Raw genomic sequence first — 22,584 nt, 5'->3', positions numbered from 1 at the left:
TAGTTTTAAAAAGTTAATTGAATCCCTGTAGAAATGATTCTAAGTGGCGGCAAATAGCCTAAATTTCCAAATTCTGGGTCGCCGCCTATGTATTTTGTGAAGGTTAGGAGGTTTTGAGCCTGTGCCGAGATTTTACAATCTACTTTTTTTGAGTTCAGCGGTATATTATATGTAAGCGAAAGTGTTTTAAGCCTTATAAAAGAACCGTCCTCAAAAGCTCCCGTACTGCTTTCATAGAAAGAATGAGCTGTTACTGCATCCGAGTTAAAACCAGTTGTATACACTTGGTAGGGTGAACTATCGCCAGGATTTTGCCAACTGTTCACCAATTCTATAGGTTGATTATTCATTCCGCCAGCATTTCCCAATGTAAATGAGGCTCTTTTTTGTTTTACAAACTGAAATAGAAAATCCAACGTCCAACGTTTATATGCTACTTGATTTTGCAGTCCTCCAAAGAACTCCGGAGATAAATCCACTACCGTTTGTCTGTCATCAGGAAAAGTAATTTGACCATCACCGTTTACATCTTCAAATTGATATATTCCTGTTTCGGGATCCACACCCAAGAAGTTATATGCCAATTGTATGTTTAGTGGTTCTCCAATTCTAAATTGCTCTTTATAAGCTGAATTTTGAAGTCCCGGAAATGCCACTAATTTATTTTTTGGTACACTGATATTAAAAGACGTTTTCCAATTGAAACTATCATTAGTGATGTTCGTAGTATTCACCGTAAATTCTAAACCCGTGTTTTGAACCACAGCATTTAAGTTTGCTTGCATGGATGTGAAGCCAGTGGTTCCGGGTAATGGAATACCCACCAATTGATTTGAAGATCTATTTTGAAAATAGGCCGCAGTTATGAATACCTTGTCCTGTAGCAGTCCCATTTCCAGTGCTGTTTCAAATTTTTTATTTTTTTCCCATTCAAAATAGGGATTAAATAGTCGGGTGGGTTGTAAACCCACAATACCTTGATAAAGACCACCCGAAGAGCTATAAGTATCTAAGTATTGATAATCCCCAATTTGATCATTCCCTGTTGTTCCATAACTTACTCGCCATTTAGCAAAACTGATGGTATTGTTATCTTGTAACCAGTTTTCCTTACTTGCTATCCAAGCCGCTCCGATTGCTCCAAACGTGGCAAATTGATTTCCTGGACCAAAACGACTAGAACCATCTCTTCTGCCTGTAAGATTCAGCAAGTATTTTTTATTCCAATTGTAGTTTATTCTGCCAAAAAAAGCTTGGTATTTATAAACTGTTTCGTCACTTGCTACAACTTCCTTTAAAGAGGCAGCACTCAAATTATAGATCAAGCTATTCGATGTAAAGCCAATACCGTATTGGGTTAACCGATTGGATACCTGCTGTTGGAACGTGGAACCCAATAATATGTCTAGGTCACCGTTGCTTATTTTTTCTTTCCAGTTTATTTGAGGTTCCACTATCCATGAATTTCTATTGGTATTATTTACAAAAAGAGCCGAATACTCTGGACCCAAACCAAAAGCAGGGTTGTAGATTGTTGATGGAACGGTTCTGGTTTCTGTATTTCTTGTATCTGTATACCCAAAGCTCGACTTGATTTCTAGGCTAGGCATTATTTCATAAGAGATTAATGTATTGCTCACCAAATCATTTGTTTTTGCAATAAATTCACTTTTTAGACTTGCCAATGGGTTGACCCACGTACCATTTTCCCAATTCAGATTTCCTTGTGCATCATACAATGCAGGAGCATTAGGGGATAAGCGACGGGATTCAATAGTTAAATCCATAGCCGGCTGGTTGTTATTTTGTGCCGTATAGTTTCCTGAAAAAGTTAACTTAAATCGGTTGTTTTCTGACCTATGGTTTATATTAAAGTTCGCTCCACCTTTTCGGTAAATAAAGTCACCAGGGAATACTGTTGTTTGATTGTTGTAATTTGCTCCTACTAAAAATTGTGTTTGTTGCGACCCGCCTGATACTGTTCCAACCACTGAATTTATGATAGCTGACCCACCCAGTAATTCTTTTTGCCAGTCGGTATATCTGTCCTGATTCCAAGTTCCATTGATGTCATACGCCCAATCTGGAAAATCTGTAAAACCATCATTTTGATAGGCTTTCGCACGCATGTTCAGGTATTGCTCCGTGTTCATAAGCTTCATAAAACTCGTCACTTGTCCGACACCTGTAGAAGTACTTATATTCACTTTTGTTGCACCTATCTTACCTTTTTTTGTTGTAATCAAGACGACTCCATTTGCTCCCCTTGAACCATAAATAGCTGTAGCATCGGCATCTTTTAGAATTTCTATACTTTCAATAGCCTCCGGATTTATACTGTTTAGTGGTGATGTTTGTGTTGGATAAATGGAGGAAGTAAAATTGGAACCAATAGATTCTGAAGCATAGGGTACGCCGTCGATTACATAAAGCGGTACATTTCCATCTGTTCTGAGGCTGTTTATTCCTCTGATTTGAATTGCAAATCCACCGCCTGGCACACCAGTTTCTTGTGTAATATTTACTCCTGCCATTCTTCCTTGCATGGTAGCGAGTACATTGGTGACTGGTTGGGTTTCGATATCTTTAGCTGTTATTCGCGAAATACTTCCTGTACGCTCTTTGTCCTTTACGCTGTAATATCCTGCATTTACTACTACTTCTTTCAGTGTAGTGGTATCTTCTTCTAATTTGACATTGATTACTGACTGGTTCGTTATTGTTACTTCTGTGGTTTTATATCCTAAATAGGAAAACACCAAGATATCCGATTGATTTACATTGATAGAAAACCTTCCGTTTTCATCTGTGAGTGTACCAGAAGCTTTGCCTTTGATTAGGATGGTTACACCTAGCAAAGTGCCATTACTATCGGTTACTGTTCCTGTGATGTTTTGTTGTGGTTGTTGGAAAAGTAAGTGGGTGCTTGCAAAAGTGTTGGTTACCCAACAGCATATTGACAGCAATAGCCAATACTTTATTGCACCACTTTGGTTAAATGAAATTTTATTCATATTATTGGTTAGTTAAATGAAACAATAGTTTTGTTTGCTTTGGTCCTCTATCTAGTTTGCCGACGGGTTAGGGGACCTTTTTTTGAGTTGCTAAGACTCTTTTTTTTGCCACTTATGCATTGATTTTTGACGCTTCGCTTTTTGGTTTGCTCGCAAAGTCGCAGAGACGCAAAGATTTTTGTGGCTGAGCTTTTTCTTGTTTTTATACCATAGGCTACTGGTTTTACAGGTTAAGGAAAGTATGCCGCCCGTGCTTGTTGCAGCCAAGGTTGAGCGGCATCTTTCCCACTAACTAAAAAATTAATTGATGAGACCTATTGCGAAACTTTTAAGAAAAAAGCAGTGCTAAGAATGAATTGAGAACCAATGGGAAATAAAAAAGCGTGGAACTCAACTTAAACGTTTCAGAGGTACTGGTATACCCTACACACGAATAAGAGAGCCCACGCCGTAGGACGTGAGCATCATACTTATTATCTCGTGTGTTAAAAATTACCAGTTTTCTGAAACGAGATTCTAAGCGAATGCTTCAATGTTTTTTGAAGAATCGCAAAATTACATCTTATATGTAATTAAAAGCAAATATATCAAACTTTTTTAAATAGTGGGATATATCCCAATAGTATTTTTGTTAAAATAATGCAATTTGCTTCTAAATGAAGTAAACATGGACATTAGCAAAGACTTACAAAAGCATATAGGAAATAAATTGACTGAAATCAGAATTAAAAATAAGCAAACTCAACATGATATAGAGTTTCTAACTGGAATTGATTCCGGAGAAGTGAGTAAATATGAGCAAGGCAAAAGAAATTTGACCATAAAAACGTTGGCTAAATTTGCATTAGCACTGAATGTACATCCGAAAGATTTATTTAGTTTTGAATTTGATATTCAGAAATATAAAGCAGAAAATGAATAAATTCATTTTTTAGTTTGTAAATATTTTAATTAATAAAAAAAGATGCTTAGGCATCTTTTTTATGTTATGCAGGAAATTGAAAAATAGGTATTTATACGTATTGAGAATTTGATGTAAAAGGTTTACTTTGGTATTTTTATGAAATATTTTATCAGAATAAGGAAAGCCGTAAAATAGTTTTGTTTGAAGTGGTTATTTTTGAATATTCTTTAAGAACTAATATGTGCTATTAGTTTGGATTACTTAGTAATTTATAAAAAAAAATGTTAGCAAAGTCGCGGTTACAAAAAAGTTAGCAGCACTGCTATTGCAAATCGAATAAAACTTCAAAATATGGAAACAATTAAAATTGATTGGGAGAATTGCTTTGGAATTGGAAAGTTAAATCATGAATTCAATTTCAACACACAGAACTCAAATTCATTTATGATTTATGCACCAAATGGGACAATGAAAACTTCATTTGCAAAAACATTTGATTTAGTTTCAAAAAATGAACCTAACAATATGCCTTGCGATAGAGTTCATGCCAACAAAATATCTAAATATGAAATTTTCTCTGACGGCATTGCAATTAAACCTGAAAATATTTTAGTTATAAATGCCGAAGATAATGGTTTTGACGCATCACATCGAATCAGTAATTTTTTAGCAAGTACTGATTTAAAAAAGAAATACGATAAAATATATAATGAGCTTGAGGATCGTAGAAAAGATTTTATAAAAAAACTGAAAACCGTTTCTCAAAGTACAGATTGTGAAACTGAACTTATTGATAGTTTTGCTGGTCAATCAAAAAATACATTTTTTGAAGTATTACTAGACACTTCAAAAAACCTAAAAGAGTCGTTTCAAAAATATGATTTTAGGTACAATGATGTTTTTGATAAAAAAGACAATGTTAAAAAATTCCTTGATAAAAATCAAAACCTTCTTAATCAATATGTTTCTGACTACAAAGATTTACTTTCCAAATCAAAATTCTTTAAACAATCGGAAAACCCTTTTGGTACTGTGCAAGCAAACGAAATTTTAAAATCAATAGAAGACAATGCCTTTTTTGAAGCTGGACATAAATTTGTTTTAGAAGACGGAACTGAAATTACAGATTCAGCAACTTTAAAAGAACTTGTACAAGAAGAAATGAGTAAAATACTAAGTGATCAAAAGCTAGTTCAAGCCTTTGAGAAATTTGATAAAGCAATCGGTTCAAATAATGAACTAAGAATCTTTAAAAAAGTAATTGAAAAAGACAATTCAATTTTAGTAGAATTAAGTGACTACAGAGGTTTTCAAAAGAAAGTTTGGGTAAATTATCTTTCAGAAATAAAATCCGATTCTGAAGTTCTAGCAAAATACTATGAAGAACAAAAAATTGAGCTAGAGAAAATTATCATTGAAGCCAAAAAGGAAATTGATCTTTGGAAAAAAATCATTTTGACTTTCAATTCTAGATTTTATGTTCCTTTTGAAGTAATTTTAGTAAATCAAGAAGACATACTTTTAAAAGAAGATACAGCAAATTTAGAATTTGACTACATAGATAAAAATGAAAATCCGGTTCGACAAAATAAAGAAAACCTTTTAAAAATTCTTAGCAAAGGAGAACAGAGAGCATATTTTATCCTTCAATTTTTATTTGAAATCGAATCTAGAAAAAATAGTCCTGAGAAACACTTGATAATTTTCGATGATGTTGCAGATTCATTTGACTATAAAAATAAATTTGCTATAATAGAATATATCCGTGACTTACATTTATCAAACGATTTTAGATTAATTATTCTTACACATAATTTTGATTTTTATCGTACAATTGCTTCTAGAATCGCATTACCACATAATGTTGTTTACATGGCTACTAAAAACGATGATAAAGAAATTAAACTTTATCCAGGTCAATATCGAAATGATCTTTTTGCTTATTTAGTTTCTAATTACCAAAGGCCCAAATTCTTTATTAGTTTAATTGCCTTTGTTAGAAATATAATTGAGTATACTGAATCTATGCAATGCGAAGATTATAAAATATTGACTAGTTCAATGCACAAAAAAGCTGATTCTGAAACTTTAACTGCTCAAAACACTTTCGCCATATTTCAATCTCGACTAACAAAACTTCAAGGAAAGACAATTGACTTTGGACATAAGAATTTATTCGATTTAATATTTGAAACTGCTGATGCTATATATAATGACCCTAATTTAAATGAAATTAATATAGAAAATAAAATAACATTTGCAATAGCTATAAGGTTGAAAGCTGAAACTTATCTTATTTCCAAACTGCCAGAATTTGATTTAACTACGATTTCGTCTAATCAGACAAATGAATTATATCAAGCGTATAAAAATAAATTTGCTTTAAGTCCTGCCATTACAATTCTTGACAAGGTCAATTTAATGACACCAGAGAACATTCATATAAACGCTTTTATGTTTGAACCGCTGATTGATATGTCAGTGAATCACTTAAAAGACTTATACGAGAAAACTTGCAATTTAAACTAAGAGCAGCTACTAAAGTCAAAGGCTTCTTTTCGTGATCCGCACGAACAATGAAACTTGTGTTGAATGGAACAGCTATACTTCCAGTTTAGTGATGTCATAAAATTTGAGAATAATTTCATAAAATTTGAAATCATTTTAGACTTGTCAAATCAGGATAACTTCTTGTCAATTAGGGATTAAAGCCTTTTAGCACTACTTTACTTTTTAATTCTGTTCTATTTTTGATGAATGGAATGGTATAAAATTTTAGGTTTTGTTGTTGCTTGGGTTCTAGGTCTCTACATAAGAGGTTGGATTTATGAGGAGCGGAATGGGTATAAACGAAATGATAAATGGAGGAAGAAAAAATAAAGGTGCGGAAGCATCTTTTTTTGTTTTATAAGAAATTGAAAAACGGGTATTTGTACGTATTGATAATGTTGAGTAAAAGGGTTACTTTGGTTTTTTATAAAAAAAATTATTAGAATGTGGAAAGCCGTAAAATAATTATGTTTCAGGTATTTAATTTTGTAAAAAAAGATCAGCAATTAATTAATTGTTATATTCGTTGTAGAACACTAAAGAACAAATTCTTATTTTAACTTTCTCGCATTTGAGAAATAAGCAAAAAATTATGGAAAATAGTTACAGAGATAATTACTACGGAAGTATACTTGATCCAATACATGGAGATATTAAATTATCAGAAATAGAAAAATGGATTATTTCGCATCCTTTATTTAATCGTTTAAGAAAAGTAAAACAGAATACTTTTTTATATTATGTTTTTCCATCTGCAAATCATACTAGATTTGAACATTCTATTGGAGTAATGCATATAGCTGGAAAAATTTTCGATGCCTGCAAAGAAAACTTTGCGACAGGAGATAAGAAAAATCAAAAATATAATGACGGTAAACCTAGTAGCTTTTTTGATTTAAGAAAGTTAGACAAATTTGAAGAAATATATTATCAAGAATTAAGAATTGCTGCATTACTTCATGATATTGGACATGGTCCTCTATCTCATTTGTTTGATATTTTTTTAATGGATAGGGAAAATTTTTTCAAACTAATTGAAGCAAATAATATTGTCAAAGAATACTATAATTCGTTCGATGCTATATGTAAAGAAAAAGTAGAACATGAACATATAAGTTGTGTTTTTGTTTTCAAAATTCTTAATGACCTTTTAACAGCAAATGATACAAATGAAAATAAATTTTCAGATTCAGCGAAAGATATGATTAAAAATTTATCAATCGAAAGGGTTGTAAAATTAATTGAACCTATGTTTGAATTAAAAAATGAAGGATTCGTAGATGATGAGAACAATGATTATATCAATTTTTTCTCTAGAATTATTACAGCTTTCCCTATAGACTCTGACAGAATGGATTATCTACTAAGAGATAGTTATTTTTCTGGTGTTAACTATGGCTTCTATGATATAAATAGAATTTTCGCTTCTTTTATGGCTACCAATGATGAAAACTATATAAATCTAACTTTTAAAGGTAGCGGTATTGACTCTATGTTAAGATTTATTCAATCTAGAACACATTTATACAATCAGGTTTATTTTCATAAAACAAATAGAGCGGCCAATACGATGTTAGAAGCTGCAACTAGAACAAAAAAAGAGAATAAAACTAAATTATTGAATAACATATCAAAAATTGATGATTTACAATCTTTTTATGTTAATAATTCAGATGAATACTTCATCAATGAAACGGTTAAAAACGAAATTTCTACATCAGAACTTGAACAAAATATTTTAGAAGATCTAAAATCTAGAAAACTATTTAAAAGGGTTTATGAACAAAAAGTTATCTTAACTCCATCTAATTTTCATAAGAAAGAAAAAATAGAAAACCTAGTTATAGAAATAAGCAGTAAATTAAAAACTTTAGAATCTGATTTAATATTCTCTTATGTTGATAAATATAAAAACGAAACATTTAAAGACTCTGATGGAGACAAAGCAATCAAAATTGCTACAAAAAATAAAGATGGTAAATATGATATAAATAAAAAATGGGAAACTTTAAATCAAGAATTTATTAACTCAAACATAAATTCATATATGGTCAGGGTTTACTTAAGAAGAACATTTCATAGTTCAGAAGAGTTTAAAGGTATGAGGGATAAAATTTTGGATTTGATTAAAATTGAATGTGAAGAATTAGAAAAATTAGAAACCAAATAATGCTAAAAATGGAAAAATGTGAATCTTGTAAAAAACCATTTCATGTTTCTGAACATAAACTTGGAATGCCTGGTACTAAAGAAAGAGAACCAATAACGTGCCCCTATTGTCATCATACAATCGAAAGAATGACAAATGGATGGTGGAATGTTTCAGCAGCAACTGAAGAAGAACTACAGAAATACAAGGAAGAGGGGAAATAATATAAAAATCATAAACATGAAAATAATAGCACAGTCATTCAAGATGAAAGGTGACCTAGATGATGATTATACATTATATGAAAATGGAGAAATTCTTCATGAATATGATAGACATAGATATCCGGGTGGATATAATTTAAAGAGAACCCTTAATATAGAGCAAATTGACAATGAAATTAAGATGAGGCTTTTTAATGCCGCATCTGATGAAAACAAAGCTCTTGTTCAAGAAATTTTGGGTTTATAAATTTCTTGCAATCTAAATGAGGGAACTATTTAAAGAAATGAAGATAGATTTTAAATTAAATATTATTTAAATAAGCCTCAATTTTAGTATAACCTTTTATCAGAGCATTACATATCTTACAGATTATGTGTTAGTTACAAATTTTTTAATACATTTGAATATATAACCAATTAAAACTTAAAATTATGGCACTCAAACCCGGACCAAAAAGAATTGCTGATTCAACAGGAAAACCAGATAGGCGACAACGAGACAATAAAGATACACCTGGCAATACACCTTCATTAAAGCCACCTGTGCCGAAGAAGAAATGATAAATGATAAAGATGCTGTGAGGCATCTTTTTTTGTTTTATACCCTATCAAAATGTTATTTATCTTTGAGGTAACTTAATAGAAGTCCGAAAAACACCTCTTAAATAAACTGGCATGTCTAAAGCAAATAAGTTAGATTGGAAAAAATACGAATCCATTACAAAATATATCTACGAAACTTTAGGTAAGCAATCTGGAGTTACGATAAAGGGTTGTGGGAGTACTTGCATTGTAAAAGGTAAATCTGGAGTCAGCCATCAAATTGATGTATTAACGGCACATTCCGATGGAATTCATACCTATGAAACTGCCATAGAATGCAAATATTGGAAAGATAAAGTAAACAAGGACATTGTGATGAAAGTTTCGTCAATTATTGAGGATGCTGACATAAGCAAAGGAGTTATAGTTACAAAGAGTGGTTTTACAAAAGATGGGCTGGAATATGCAAAATTTAAAAATATTGGCCTTGTTGAATTAAGAGAATCAACCGACAAAGATCATGAATCTACCCCAAAGGAAATAGAGATTGCCACTTTGCAAATTAATTTAAACATCACGGCTACTCGTCCGAAACTTTTACAAATCAATCTTGGCAATAATCGCAACTTAGACGTACAAGATGAATTTGATCTGTTCAATTATTTTATTTTGCTAAGAGATGGGAAACGCATTCCCTTTTATGATTATGTAACTGATTTTCGTTTAGATCTAGCAGGTCAAAAAAAGATGGATATTGAGATAACGAAAAGCTACAAACTTCCAGAAAGTCATCTTTTTAGGAGAGGTATACCTGAAAGCATTCCATTTGATGAGGTTACTATTACAGGGAAATTAACTCAAAATGATTATAACAAAGATTTAGAATTTACACTAGTTGAAAAAGTGTGGTTACTAATGAAATCTATTTTTGAAGAGCGAACATTTTCTCTTTCGGAAAATGGTTTGATTATAGAACATAAAAAAATATAGCTATGAATGAACAAATTATTCTAAATCCAATTTCAGATTTAATTAAAACATGTGTAAATAAAACTGTTGTAAAATTCAAAATTGCAGTTCCATTTATAAATTCCCTCGCAAAAAAAATAATTAACGAAAATAACACCGAAAACATTCAAGACAAAAGATTAATAACGAGGTTTGATGAACAAAATATCAATACGTTTGACTTACCAACTCTTGAATATCTATTGGATTGCGGGTTTAAAGTTTGCTACAACAACAATATTCATCTAAAACTATACATTACAGACAGTAACACGTTTGTTACATCTTCAAATCTAACATACGGAGGATTTGAAAACAACATAGAATTAACCGTCAATGTTGATTCTCAAAATTTTGAAAATTGCGAACAAATTTTTGAAAATTTATGGTCAGAATCTCAAACAAATGAAATTACGAAAGATTTAATAAATCGAAATCGAGAGAAATATGAAGTCCTTAAAAAACGTGAGAAATTTGAAAAATTAAAAGTAATTGAAGTAAAAGAAAATTTCAATGTAGGGGAATTAAATATACAGTTATTAATTGATAAAATCTTCAATTCAAAAGAAGATCATAGCTGGGTATTGGAGAGAACTTATGAAGCTAACAAAAAGAGGAACGAATTTAAAGAAATTGTAAAAACACAAAAATTCGATACTACACTATACTATTCGCCCAAAGGACATCCAAAAAGATATGATAATTTATATCACAATTTTGTTTATGGAGTTGAGTCTAAATTAGCAGGAACCGGATTGAGAGAAGCTCAATTTAAAGATTCTTTTGAACATCGAGATTTCAAAAAAGTTATCGATTTCTTAATTCCAGAATCAATCGGTTTGGAACCTTGGAATTTAAACGACAATAAAAACTTATTTAATTTTTGTAATGGACTTTTTGACTTCACTATTCCACAGTATTCAGAAGCTATTCCAATTAGATTAGCTTCCTATTTTTATCCTGACTATTTTCTGCCAATTTTTAAACTAAATCATCTAAAAAAGGTCTGCGATGCTTTGGGAATCGAAGCAGAAGCTAAGACTAAAGGAGAAAAGCTGTATGCCTATAATTTATTTCTGAGAGATAAAATGAAAGATATACCATTTGACAACTATATAAAATCTGGTATGATTTACCAATTATTATATTCCGTAGAACTATACAAACGAATACATATGGGAGAAGACTTTGAATCCATAAAAAATAGCTATAAAAAAATATGGATTAAAAACTATTTAGATAAGGCAAAATTGATTTTACAAAGTATAAATGCAATAGAAAAGCACAGTTTACAATAAGTTATGAAAATTTCTGGTTTTAGCTAATGTAAAGAGTTCAATTTACTTGCTGTTAATGTTTCTAATAATAAAAATTGTGTATTATTTTATAAGTGAGATGATTAGAGATACTTTTTTATAATTGCTCTTAGTAGTCTTTTTTTTAAATAAACTATCTTCGCATAGATTATTAATAATATAAGACTTAATGGCAATACTAACTGATATAATTGATTGGGTAGAAACTAAACCTCAATTTTGGCAAGTAGCAATTGATAGGTTAATAAGAAATAATGACCTATTATCCTCTGATATTACAGATTTAAAAGAGATATGTAAATTTGAAGCAGGGTTATCTAAAGTTACATTTAACCCTGTTGATTTTGATGCACTTAGAATTTATGCTGCAAATGCATCCTCTATTTCAAACATAGTACTTTCAAAAATTCACAATATTAATAACATAAATGCTTTATCTAAAACAAGTGTGCTTGAGTTTGCTCCATCAGGCTTAACTGCAGTTTATGGTGATAACGGAGCTGGTAAATCAAGCTTTGTAACTGTATTAAAACACACGTGCAACACAAGAGGTCAAAAGCCCTCCATAAATGATAATCTATATGATGTAACCAGTTATGGCTCAGAAAAAAAAGCAGAAGTCGAGTTTACCACAGATGGCATTACATTTGATTCTGTCAAATTAGTAAATAATACTATCAGCAATACAATACTAAAGGGCGTAGATGTATTTGATTCTTTCAGTGCAAATCATTACATCGAAGATGAAGATGAAATTGCTTTTATACCTCAGGGTCTATCATTTATTGAAAAATTTGCTTCTGTTCTTAAACAGATTGAGACAGAATTGGCAACGGAAGTTCAAATACTTAACTTATCAAGATTTGATTATACGCTAATACAGGTTAATGACGAATCAGCTGCAAAATCATTTTTAAAAAACCTTACGCATAATACAACTATTGACCAATTGAGAAATCAATCGCAATGGGATAAAACAAAATCCGACAGAGTTAATGAACTAAATAAAATTATTCCTGATCTGAAAGCAACAGACCCGAAGAAAACAATACTGTCAAATAACGAAAAAATCAGTCGTTTTAAAATTCTAAGAAATAAGTTTGACACACTCGAAAAAGCCCTAATAACTTCGGAGGTCTTAGCATTTGTCAAAAAAACATGTGATGATTTTTCTACAACTTTTGACACACTTAAAGCTTCTTCTGAAACAGTATTTGCCAACTTACCGCTTACTGGGATTGGCGGAAATTCATGGAAACAGCTTTGGGAAAGTGCACGCAAATTTTATAATGAGGATAAAGAAGATGAATTATTTCCTGACACTGAAGGCAATTCAAATTGTCCACTATGCTTACAAAATTTAAGTCCCGAGGCAAAAAAACGTTTTACCGATTTTGAAGAATTTGTAAAACATGACATACAACAAGAACATGACAAAGCCATTGAAGGGCATAAAAATTTAACCGAAACATTAAATGAACTGTCCTTTAATTTTGATGACCAGGAACCAACAATAGCTGAATTAGAAATTTTGGCAACAGATTATCGAATGGGACAAACTTCATATATAGAAAGCCTTTCTGCACAAAGAGAAATAATTTTAAAGCATCTCGCTTCTAAAAAAACCATAGAAGAATTAACTATTCCAGAAATCAATATTAATTCAAAAAATACAATCGATGAAATCATTAATAGGTTTGAGTTAGAGAATGCTAAGTTAGCTACAAAGTCTATATCAGATGAACTTGAGCTACTGGAAAAAGAACTACTTGAGTTAAACAGCCAAAAAATGATGTTTGATTTTAAGCCAAAATTAGCTCGTGAAATATACAGACAAAAAAAAGTTGCTTTAATTAATCAGTGTATTGGGCAGTGTAATACAAGAACAGTAACTACTGAAAGTAATTTATTAGTTTCAACTTATATTACCCAAAATTTAAGAGACAATTTTCAAGACGAGCTTAAAAAACTAGGATTTAAGAATATTAAAATTGAAACAGAAACTAGAGGTGTAAAAGGAAAGCAATATCATTATTTAAAACTGAACGAACCCAATTCTAATAGTATAGCTTTAAAAGATATTCTGAGTGAAGGTGAGCATCGCTGTATAGCATTAGCTACTTTTTTATCTGAACTTTCATTATCTGAACATATCAGTGCTATTGTATTTGATGATCCTGTTTCTTCACTTGATCATAAATGGAGAAACAAGATTGCTAAAAGAATTGTTGAAGAATCCAATAGAAGACAAGTTATAGTATTTACACATGATATTACTTTTTTACTCATGCTACAAGAACATTCAGAAAATCTTTCCTATTCTATTGATATAAAAAGCTTAACCAGAAAAATATATGAAACTGGAATTATAGCAACCAATCCACCATGGGATGCTTTACCTGTAAGTAAACGATTGGGGATTCTAAAAAGCGAGTATCAAAAAATTGAAAAAATTGAGAGAAAAGAAACTGAAGAAATCTATAGGTCAAATGTAAAACCTTTGTATGGGATGCTTCGAGAAACATGGGAAAGGTTTGTAGAGGAAGTTTTTTTAAATGGTACCGTTCAAAGATTCGGTCGTGAAATCCAAACTAAACGTTTGGCAAAAATTGTAGATTTAACATTGGATGATTACAACAAAGTTGATGAAAATATGGGTAAATGTTCTACTTACTTTTTAGGTCATGACAGTGCGGGAACATTAATAGAAGAAATGCCGGATTCCGCAGAATTTTTAGCTGACATTACAATATTAGAAGATTTTGTTAAAGAAATTAGGGATCGTCGTAAGTAATAAAAGTAAAGAATAAAAATTATGTACGATTTACACCATTTAGGTTGGTTTGGATTTCAAGAATTATGTAATTCTATAGCTCGTGAAGTTTTAGGACAAACTTCTATGACTTTTTTAGAATCTGCAGATGGAGGAAGAGATGGCTGTTTTTCAGGAAAGTGGCAGAATACAACTGGAGAAAATTATTATGGTGAATTTGTAATCCAATGCAAATTCAAGACTCGTCGTAATGAAAACTTAAAATTTGCAGATATTCAAGACGAGATTATTAAAGCACAAAAATTGGTAAGTAGTAATCTATGTGATACATATATACTCATGACTAATGCAGGTGTATCCGCTCCAATGGCTGCAAAAATTCAAAAGACATTAAAGGACGTTGGAGTTAAGCAAGTTTTAGTTTTTGGTTCAACGTGGATAAATAGTCAAATAAGAGAAAATTCCAAACTCCGAAGATTAGTTCCAAGAATTTATGGACTAGGTGACCTTAGCGAAATTTTAGATGAGCGTGTATATGATCAAGGAAAAGTTTTGTTAGAATATTTGAAAGATGAACTTGCAAAAGTGGTTATAACATCTTCATATAAAAAAGCAGCCAATGCTATTGAAGAACACGGCTTTGTATTGTTAATAGGTGAACCTGCAGCAGGTAAGACAACTATCGCTTCTTTACTTGCAATGGGAGCTTTAGATCAGTGGAAGGCAAGTACAATGAAATTAGAGACAGCAGAACAAGTTGTTAAACATTGGAATCCTAACAATTCAGGACAATTTTTTTGGATTGATGATGCATTTGGTGTTACTCAATATGAATCAACATTAAGTAATCGTTGGAATCAAGCTATGCCGAAAATCGTTGCAATGCTTGATAAGGGCGTAAAAATAGTTATGACTTCTAGGGACTATATATATAATGCAGCTAAAAAAGACTTAAAAAAGGGGGCTTTCCCACTGTTACATGAAAGTCAAGTAGTAATAGATGTGCAAAATTTGACTTTAAATGAAAAAAGGCAAATGATTTATAATCACATGAAAATGGGTAAACAAACACTTGTTTTCAAAAAAGAGATTAAGCAGTATTTAGAATACATAGCAAATCATCAACGATTTATTCCAGAAATAGCTAGGAGAATTGCCGATCCTTTTTTTACAAAGAATCTAGTGATTTCTGAATTTTATTTACATAATTTTATTAATAAACAGGAAAGCTTTTTGCTTGAACTTATTGAAGAATTAGACAAAAATAGCCAAGCTGCATTAGCATTAATTTACATGAATAGTGAAAAACTTAAATCTCCTCTAGAAATAGGTGATCTTGAAACAAAAGCAATTGAAAAGTTGGGCAGTTCATTAAGCGGATGCATAAATGCTCTTGAAGCAATGAAAGGTAATATGGTTCAACATTTAATGATCGATGATGAATCAATTTGGAAATATAAGCATCCAACTATTGGAGATGCATTTTCAAAATATATAGTTAGATCTCCTGACATGATTGAAATCTATTTACATGGCAGTACTGTGGATAAATTACTAGACCAAATTACATGTGGAGATGTAAAGGTTAAAAATGCTATTATTGTTCCCAAAAAACTATTTCCTTTAATCTTAGACAAATTAAACTCATATAAATCTACAAAAAAATATAAGACCGAAATTTTATCTGAATGGGGTGCTAAAAGGACTCTGTTTAATTTCTTGGCAAAAAGATGCTCACCAAATTTTTTAAAATTATATGTTTCAAACAGTCCAGAGGTTTTAATACAGGTAACAAATCCTAGTAAGTTCTTAGATTATTCACCTGAAGTAAGCTTAGCACTTACACTTTTCTCAAATGACCTGCTCCCGGAAAATAGCCGCAAAGCTTTCGTCTCGAAAATATCGGAGTACGCAATAATTGGAGACAATCTTTTTGCTTTAAGTTCTGATGACATAAAAGTAATGTTTGTAGAAAACGAATATGAAGAACTTTTACAAAAAATTAAAGCTGAACTTCTACCAAAAATTTCAGAATTAAAAGAAACCTGGAAGGCTAGATATGATAAAGACGAAGATGCTGGTTATCACATGTTATCACTTAAGGAAAACTTGGAAACAATCGAATATGAATTTTCTGATCAGCCTACAATTGTTTTTGAAGTTAATAAAGAATTGATGGAAATTGAAGAATGGATAAAGGAAAACACAGATGACGAATCAAACACTGAATTGGAAAATTTAAGTGGTGAGACAGAAGAACAAGAGGAAGTTGAGAGAAGTATTTTTGATGATATTGATGCCTAAGGAAAAAATATTCATTTCAGTAAGATTGTTAATTACCATGACTTGACTCACTTTAAGCAAAGATGCCCAGCATGAAACAATATTCTCAAGAACAATTAGTTGAAATAGATATGCTAGTTACAGACTTCACCAAAAACACACTTGGTGACTATGCTCCATCGCATATGTGTTTTACGATTTGTTATCCCTTGTCATTATATCTTCAAAACTTGGGATATCAAAACACTATGGTTGCTGGTCGTTATCAAAATGAATCTCACCCTAAAAATGGCACTCCCCATTTTTGGTTACAATTAAATGATGATTTGAAAATTATAGTTGACCCTACGATTGGGCAGTTTAAAAACGATCAATTTCGTGTTTATGTGGGTGAAAAATTAGAAGAATTTATACAATTTTCTCTACAGTTTGAAGAATGTTTTTATAATAGCTATGACCTTTGGAGAGGTAAATTACTTGGGATTGAAATTGCAAATCCATTTGCTGAAGAATTAGCTAAAAACGAAATAGATTTAGTAATGCTGTTAAATATAAATTTAAATGCAGCAACAATTCTTAATTCACAAAGTCAGGTTCAAAATAATCTTCATTCAGATATTTATGAAAAGTATTTCGATTGTATATTTAAAGTCATTCGAAGGTATTATCTCAAGGAAGAATGGTATTTGATAAACAATAAGGAGAAGTTTGATGATTTACTCACCAAGACGTTTTCTATTTGATTGTAGACGGTACTACTTGTTTTATTCAAAAGAATATTAGCAGTTGATATTACTGTGTTTTATAGTGATGGATTCTGGAATTGGAGGTGTTGGATTCTGAAATCCAGTACTATACTTTTTAACTTTTTCTGATTGAACTAATTATCTAAAGTGCTACTTTTTTTGTGAACTAAATTCCCGAATTTAGACTGTTCAATTCGGGAATTTACTACTCTACCATTTGCTTTTTTCAAAACAATGTAAACAATTGAATTTACTGGGCTTTAAAGTGTTGAATTGTGGAATTGGAGGTGTTTGATTCTAGAATGCAACACTATAGTTTTTAACTTTTTTTTGATTTAGATAATTGTTCTATATAAATAGATAATCTGTACATCTTTTTTATTCGGAAAGGGATGGCTTATAGGTTATTTGAAAAATCATATATTTGATGCTATAAGATAAATTAAATCCAAATGGAAAAAATCAAGTGCATCACCATTGATCACAAAACACCTTTTGATACGATACTAAATTTTGTGTTTTGCAGTTTTAAAAAGTTAGAGCTATCATGACAGGCACTGTTAAAGTAAAAGACAAAAGTGGAACATCAGCTTTACTCAAAGTTGCCCCATTCCGGAAAGAAATTAGAAAAACAGAGCCACACAAACATAACAGTTATTTTGAGGTTATTTACCTATCCGAAGGAGCAGGCAAACACGTTATTGATTATAAAGACTATCCCATACAACCTCCCTTGGTATTTTTTGTACGCAAAGAACAAGTACATCATTGGGACATCACAAGTAATCCCAAAGGATATGTTCTGATTTTAAAAAAAGCATTTGTAACCGAAAGCCTTGATTATGAACTAAAACAACTTATTTCTAAAGCCAGTGAGCATACTGTCATACCACTGGACCATCACGAAAAGATTGAAAAACTTTTTGCTTTACTGGTTGATGAAGCCAATTTTACCGTGATTGAAGGTTTGTTGAAAGCTTTACTTGCCCTTTTATTGGAACAAACCCCAACTTTGAAAGTTTCCGCTCCAGTATCGAGTGACCTTTTTTTGTCTTACAAAGACTTGCTTAGTCATAGTTCCCAACTGCAAAATAATGTAGCTCATTATGCCCATTTACTCAATATAAGCCCTCAAAATTTGAATTTTATTTGTAGAAAAAATGCCAATCAAACGGCAAGTACCATTCTGGCCGAACATATTATTAGTGAAGCTAAACGTCTTTTGCTCTATACCGATACCACTATTGCTGAAATTGCATTTGCATTTGGTTTTTCGGACAGTTCCCATTTTATCAAATACTTTAAAAAGTATACTGAGCAAACTCCAAAAGCTTTTCGCCTGCAATCATAAAAACCATTCTATTTTCAAATATACCGTAAAACTATTTTTTACTGCATTAACTTTGTGAGTGTTTATTAAAAAATCAACAAAGAGCCATGAAAAATATTTATTTACTCCTCGTATTGTTTTTATTGAATGCCTGTGATAAAGCAAAAGAAAATAATACTACCCAAGGTAATTGGATTAAAGGTACAGAAGCTGAGCAAATCAAAACTATTGAAAAGCAATTTCGCGGTTTTGACAATGCTATGGTGGAAACCGGGTATCGCTATCAAGAATTGTACTGGGCTGGACAAGACCAAAATTGGGAATATGCCGATTATCAACTGGAGAAGATAAGAGTAGCCATTGAAAACGGCTTAGAACGCAGACCTAAAAGAGCGAAATCAGCCGAGCATTTTTTGACTACTGTTTTGCCAGAAATGAAGAAATCGTTAGAAAAAAGAGACTCTTTAATTTTTAATAAAACTTTTCAAACATTGACAATAAATTGCAACAGTTGTCACGCAATGGAAAGAGTACCATTTTTCAGTGTTAAAATTCCAACAGACAGACAATCACCTATAAAGAAATAATGATAGAATTTATTTTACAGAAGGATATTGATTTATTACTTTGGCTCAATGGGAGTCATAATGAATCGCTGGATAGCATTATGTGGTTTGCGACAGAGAAGTACACGTGGCTTCCCTTTTATTTATCTTTAGTGATTTTGTTAGTATGGAAATATAAAAAGGATGCTATCCTGATGATCCTACTAATTGCCCTGTTGATTACGATAAGTGACCAGTTAGCATCGGGTATATTTAAACCCATCTTCGAAAGATTACGACCAAGCCATGATCCTAGTTTGGATGGAAAATTACATCTCGTCAATGGTTACAAAGGCGGTAGGTTCGGCTTTATTTCATCACATGCCGCCAACGTCTTTTCATTGGCTTTCTACTTGACATTCGTGGCAAAACAAAAACTAAAATGGTTGCCTTTTGTTCTTTTTCCCTGGGCCGTATTTGTTAGCATAAGCAGAGTTTATCTTGGAGTGCATTATCCTACCGATATTTTGGTTCCAATGATTTTAAGTTTTCCAATTGCTTGGTTTGTGTTTTGTATTTACAAAAAATATAACCCTATACTTATAAAAAAAATATAATTTATGTTTAAAAAAATTTTCAGCACAGACAATGCAAGTACAACAATTATAATTCGATTAATTGTTGGTGCGGTTTTTCTATCCGAAGGCATTCAAAAGTTTTTGTTTCCTGCCATTCGTGGAGCAGGACGATTTGAAAAAATAGGCTTACCTTCTCCAGAGTTTTTGGGAAGTTTTGTTGGTGCATTTGAAATTCTATGTGGTATTTTGATTTTACTTGGTTTACTAACACGATTGGCAAGCATTCCAACACTTGTAATTATGTTGGTTGCTATTGCTACTACAAAATCAGAAGTTTTAGCCAATGACGGGTTTTGGGAAATGATGCACGGAAGCCGTACAGACTGGGCTATGCTTTTGGGGAGTATCTTTCTATTGATAAAAGGTGGAGGTCGTTGGTCTATGGATAGTTTGATAATTGCTTCTAAATAAATATACAATTTTAATTACTAAAACATAACATATCATTTTAGACAATTTATATGAATAAGATACTACTTCCTGTTATTGCATTAATGTTCGCAACAGCTGCAATAGCTCAGCTTCCCAAAATTCCTGCTTCATACAGTAATCTGGGTTATGATGCTAATGGAAAACTATACTTTGAAAATAAGGGTGAAAAATACTTCGCTGAAGAATTTAAAAATCCGCTAACAATCCAACAGCTTCTTGGTAAACCAGAAGGTACTGAAAATGGCATTCAGATGGATTTTGGAACTTTAAAAGGAACGGTAACTTATGGCTTAATCCCGTACGGAAAAGTTCCGCATCCACTTCCTGTATATCGAAAAACAATCAAAATCGACAACGGTAAAATAATAGTCAACATAAAAGATGATTTCAAGTATCCTTATGATTTTGTAAGCTGGAAGGAAAATGGATACCTGAACCTCGGCTACAGGATTGCTGACGAGCAAGGTATGCTGTTGTTTGATGGGATTGTAGCTTTAAAAGGTGAAGGACCATTTGAAGTCATCCCGGCAATTTACGATGGACCTTATGTAAATATGGTTACTGATAACTCCGCTGTAATTTGGTGCAAAACAACACATCCAGTAAAAGCTGAAATTGAAATCAATGACAAAGTATATAAAGATGAACAGGAAACTACGTTTCATCGCTGGAATATAATTGGACTTACCTCAAATACAAAATACAACTATAAGATAAATTATGGGATACAATCGCAATTGTATCATCTTAAAACTGCACCTCCTAAAGGCAGCAGAGAAGCGTTCGTATTTGGTTATGCAAGCGACAGTCGCCACGCTACTGGAGGAGGCGAACGAAAAATCCTTGGAGCCAATGCATATATAATGAAAAAAATGGCTGCTCTTGCTTATATGAAAGACGTGAGCTTTATGCAGTTCACCGGCGATATGATTAACGGCTATTTGAGCAGTAAAGAGCAACAAAGATTGGAATATTGTAACTGGAAAAAATCCATTGAACCATTTTGGCACTACATGCCTTTTTATATAGGAATGGGCAATCATGAAGCACTAGGTCATATCTTTAAAGATGAAAAAGGTAAACAACAAGGTTTTATTGATGCGTTTCCTTATGAAACCCAATCAGCAGAAGCACTTTTTGCAGAAGAATTTGTAAATCCTGAAAATGGTCCAGATAGCGAGGATAATAATAAATATGACCCTGATCCACAAAATATAGATTTCCCTTCCTATAAGGAAAATGTGTATTATTACACCTACGGCAATGTAGCTATGATAGTACTCAATAGCAATTACTGGTATGCTCCTTCCATTGCTAATCAAACAGCTTCCAGCGGAGGACTTCATGGATATTTAATGGATAACCAACTTCAATGGCTTAGAGAAACTATTTCAAAACTGGAAAAAGACAAAAACATTGACCACATTTTTCTTACACAACATACCCCTGCATTTCCTAATGGAGGGCATAGTAAAGATGTGATGTGGTACAGCGGTAACAACGAAAAAAGACCCTATATTGGAGGAAAGCCTGTTGACAAAGGAATTATAGAACGCAGAGATGAATATTTAGATATTTTGATTAATGAAAGTAAGAAAGTGGTAGGAATGCTTACAGGAGATGAACATAACTATAACTGGTTAAAACTTACTGCTGATATGCCAATTTACCCAGAGAATTATCCTCATAAAAAGCTTAACGTATCACGCCACATTTATCAAATTAATAATGGTGCTGCAGGTGCTCCTTATTATGGACAGGAAGTTTTGCCGTGGAGTAAACACACTCAGTCCTTTAGCGTAGAAAATGCACTATGCCTTTTTTATGTGGAAGGAAAAAAAATAACAATGAAAGTATTTAATCCAGACACATTAAATCAAATAGATGAAGTCGAATTAAGATAGTTAAAATGAAAGAGAACGTAAATTTAAAAGAAATCGTAAAAGTTTTCGGGAAGTTAGGCATCATTGGATTTGGAGGTCCAGCAGCACACATTGCTATGATGCGAGACGAAGTAGTGGTCAAACGAAAATGGATGAGTGAACAACATTTTTTAGATTTATTGGGTGCAACAAACCTTATTCCTGGACCAAACAGCACAGAAATGGCAATCCATATAGGTTACGATA

At 32.0% G+C, this 22,584-nt stretch carries 17 protein-coding genes; 15 read left to right on the top strand and 2 right to left on the bottom strand.

Annotated features, from left to right (window positions below; all coding sequences use genetic code 11):
• Positions 1-5 precede the first annotated feature (5 nt).
• Positions 6-3,014 (bottom strand): SusC/RagA family TonB-linked outer membrane protein, encoded by a 3,009-nt coding sequence (locus VI621_RS03160; RefSeq protein WP_324216943.1) that lies wholly within the window; start codon positions 3,012-3,014, stop codon positions 6-8.
• A 667-nt stretch (positions 3,015-3,681) separates the two neighbouring features.
• Between VI621_RS03160 and VI621_RS03155 the strand changes: the two genes are divergently transcribed.
• The 4 genes from VI621_RS03155 to VI621_RS03140 all read left to right on the top strand — a co-directional run bounded on the left by VI621_RS03155 (position 3,682) and on the right by VI621_RS03140 (position 9,088).
• Positions 3,682-3,936, top strand: coding sequence for a helix-turn-helix transcriptional regulator (locus VI621_RS03155; RefSeq protein WP_324216942.1), 255 nt, complete (start codon positions 3,682-3,684; stop codon positions 3,934-3,936).
• A gap of 333 nt (positions 3,937-4,269) precedes the next feature.
• A complete protein-coding gene (locus tag VI621_RS03150; RefSeq protein WP_324216941.1) occupies positions 4,270-6,447 on the top strand; it encodes a hypothetical protein in 2,178 nt (725 codons plus the stop codon).
• Between the two features lie 613 nt (positions 6,448-7,060).
• A complete protein-coding gene (locus tag VI621_RS03145) occupies positions 7,061-8,638 on the top strand; it encodes an HD domain-containing protein (protein ID WP_324216940.1) in 1,578 nt (525 codons plus the stop codon).
• Between the two features lie 135 nt (positions 8,639-8,773).
• A complete protein-coding gene (locus VI621_RS03140; protein WP_324216939.1) occupies positions 8,774-9,088 on the top strand; it encodes a hypothetical protein in 315 nt (104 codons plus the stop codon).
• Positions 9,089-9,233: 145 nt separating this feature from the next.
• Here the strand turns inward: VI621_RS03140 and VI621_RS03135 are convergent, their stop codons facing one another.
• Positions 9,234-9,428, bottom strand: a complete 195-nt coding sequence (locus tag VI621_RS03135; protein ID WP_324216973.1) for a hypothetical protein — start codon at positions 9,426-9,428, stop codon at positions 9,234-9,236.
• Between the two features lie 88 nt (positions 9,429-9,516).
• Between VI621_RS03135 and VI621_RS03130 the strand changes: the two genes are divergently transcribed.
• From VI621_RS03130 to VI621_RS03080, 11 genes are all read left to right on the top strand, one after another.
• On the top strand, positions 9,517-10,374 hold the full coding sequence (locus VI621_RS03130) for a restriction endonuclease (protein WP_324216938.1): 858 nt from the start codon (positions 9,517-9,519) through the stop codon (positions 10,372-10,374).
• A gap of 2 nt (positions 10,375-10,376) precedes the next feature.
• Positions 10,377-11,690 (top strand): phospholipase D-like domain-containing protein, encoded by a 1,314-nt coding sequence (locus VI621_RS03125; protein ID WP_324216937.1) that lies wholly within the window; start codon positions 10,377-10,379, stop codon positions 11,688-11,690.
• 187 nt (positions 11,691-11,877) lie between these two features.
• On the top strand, positions 11,878-14,502 hold the full coding sequence (locus tag VI621_RS03120) for an AAA family ATPase (protein ID WP_324216936.1): 2,625 nt from the start codon (positions 11,878-11,880) through the stop codon (positions 14,500-14,502).
• 21 nt (positions 14,503-14,523) lie between these two features.
• Complete coding sequence (locus VI621_RS03115) at positions 14,524-16,785, top strand: hypothetical protein (protein ID WP_324216935.1); 2,262 nt, start codon at positions 14,524-14,526, stop codon at positions 16,783-16,785.
• 71 nt (positions 16,786-16,856) lie between these two features.
• Positions 16,857-17,507 carry a hypothetical protein gene (locus VI621_RS03110; RefSeq protein WP_324216934.1) on the top strand — a complete coding sequence of 217 codons (651 nt, stop codon included), beginning with the start codon at positions 16,857-16,859 and terminating at the stop codon, positions 17,505-17,507.
• A 550-nt stretch (positions 17,508-18,057) separates the two neighbouring features.
• Positions 18,058-18,861, top strand: coding sequence for a helix-turn-helix transcriptional regulator (locus tag VI621_RS03105; protein WP_324216933.1), 804 nt, complete (start codon positions 18,058-18,060; stop codon positions 18,859-18,861).
• 86 nt (positions 18,862-18,947) lie between these two features.
• Positions 18,948-19,427 (top strand): hypothetical protein, encoded by a 480-nt coding sequence (locus VI621_RS03100; protein WP_324216932.1) that lies wholly within the window; start codon positions 18,948-18,950, stop codon positions 19,425-19,427.
• Positions 19,427-20,002, top strand: coding sequence for a phosphatase PAP2 family protein (locus VI621_RS03095; RefSeq protein WP_324216931.1), 576 nt, complete (start codon positions 19,427-19,429; stop codon positions 20,000-20,002). Before VI621_RS03100 ends, VI621_RS03095 begins: the two co-directional genes overlap by 1 nt.
• A 3-nt stretch (positions 20,003-20,005) precedes the next feature.
• Complete coding sequence (locus VI621_RS03090) at positions 20,006-20,434, top strand: DoxX family protein (protein ID WP_324216930.1); 429 nt, start codon at positions 20,006-20,008, stop codon at positions 20,432-20,434.
• A 50-nt stretch (positions 20,435-20,484) separates the two neighbouring features.
• Positions 20,485-22,359, top strand: coding sequence for a hypothetical protein (locus VI621_RS03085; protein WP_324216929.1), 1,875 nt, complete (start codon positions 20,485-20,487; stop codon positions 22,357-22,359).
• Positions 22,360-22,364: 5 nt separating this feature from the next.
• On the top strand, positions 22,365-22,584 hold a 220-nt coding region (locus tag VI621_RS03080), incomplete at its 3' end, for a chromate transporter (RefSeq protein ID WP_324216928.1).

This window comes from Flavobacterium sp., assembly GCF_035292545.1.
Taxonomy (GTDB): domain Bacteria; phylum Bacteroidota; class Bacteroidia; order Flavobacteriales; family Flavobacteriaceae; genus Flavobacterium.
This window is presented reverse-complemented; position numbering and strand designations above follow the sequence as displayed.

Excerpts from the sequence above, each read along its gene's own strand:
- VI621_RS03155 (WP_324216942.1), top strand. The coding sequence starts at position 3,682 with ATGGACATTAGCAAAGACTTACAAAAGCATATAGGAAATAAATTGACT.
- VI621_RS03100 (WP_324216932.1), top strand. The coding sequence starts at position 18,948 with ATGAAAAATATTTATTTACTCCTCGTATTGTTTTTATTGAATGCCTGT.
- VI621_RS03145 (WP_324216940.1), top strand. The coding sequence starts at position 7,061 with ATGGAAAATAGTTACAGAGATAATTACTACGGAAGTATACTTGATCCA.
- VI621_RS03140 (WP_324216939.1), top strand. The coding sequence starts at position 8,774 with ATGGATGGTGGAATGTTTCAGCAGCAACTGAAGAAGAACTACAGAAAT.
- VI621_RS03095 (WP_324216931.1), top strand. The coding sequence starts at position 19,427 with ATGATAGAATTTATTTTACAGAAGGATATTGATTTATTACTTTGGCTC.
- VI621_RS03150 (WP_324216941.1), top strand. The coding sequence starts at position 4,270 with ATGGAAACAATTAAAATTGATTGGGAGAATTGCTTTGGAATTGGAAAG.
- VI621_RS03110 (WP_324216934.1), top strand. The coding sequence starts at position 16,857 with ATGAAACAATATTCTCAAGAACAATTAGTTGAAATAGATATGCTAGTT.
- VI621_RS03085 (WP_324216929.1), top strand. The coding sequence starts at position 20,485 with ATGAATAAGATACTACTTCCTGTTATTGCATTAATGTTCGCAACAGCT.
- VI621_RS03105 (WP_324216933.1), top strand. The coding sequence starts at position 18,058 with ATGACAGGCACTGTTAAAGTAAAAGACAAAAGTGGAACATCAGCTTTA.
- VI621_RS03120 (WP_324216936.1), top strand. The coding sequence starts at position 11,878 with ATGGCAATACTAACTGATATAATTGATTGGGTAGAAACTAAACCTCAA.
- VI621_RS03130 (WP_324216938.1), top strand. The coding sequence starts at position 9,517 with ATGTCTAAAGCAAATAAGTTAGATTGGAAAAAATACGAATCCATTACA.
- VI621_RS03090 (WP_324216930.1), top strand. The coding sequence starts at position 20,006 with ATGTTTAAAAAAATTTTCAGCACAGACAATGCAAGTACAACAATTATA.
- VI621_RS03160 (WP_324216943.1), bottom strand. The coding sequence starts at position 3,014 with ATGAATAAAATTTCATTTAACCAAAGTGGTGCAATAAAGTATTGGCTA.
- VI621_RS03115 (WP_324216935.1), top strand. The coding sequence starts at position 14,524 with ATGTACGATTTACACCATTTAGGTTGGTTTGGATTTCAAGAATTATGT.
- VI621_RS03135 (WP_324216973.1), bottom strand. The coding sequence starts at position 9,428 with ATGCCTCACAGCATCTTTATCATTTATCATTTCTTCTTCGGCACAGGT.
- VI621_RS03125 (WP_324216937.1), top strand. The coding sequence starts at position 10,377 with ATGAATGAACAAATTATTCTAAATCCAATTTCAGATTTAATTAAAACA.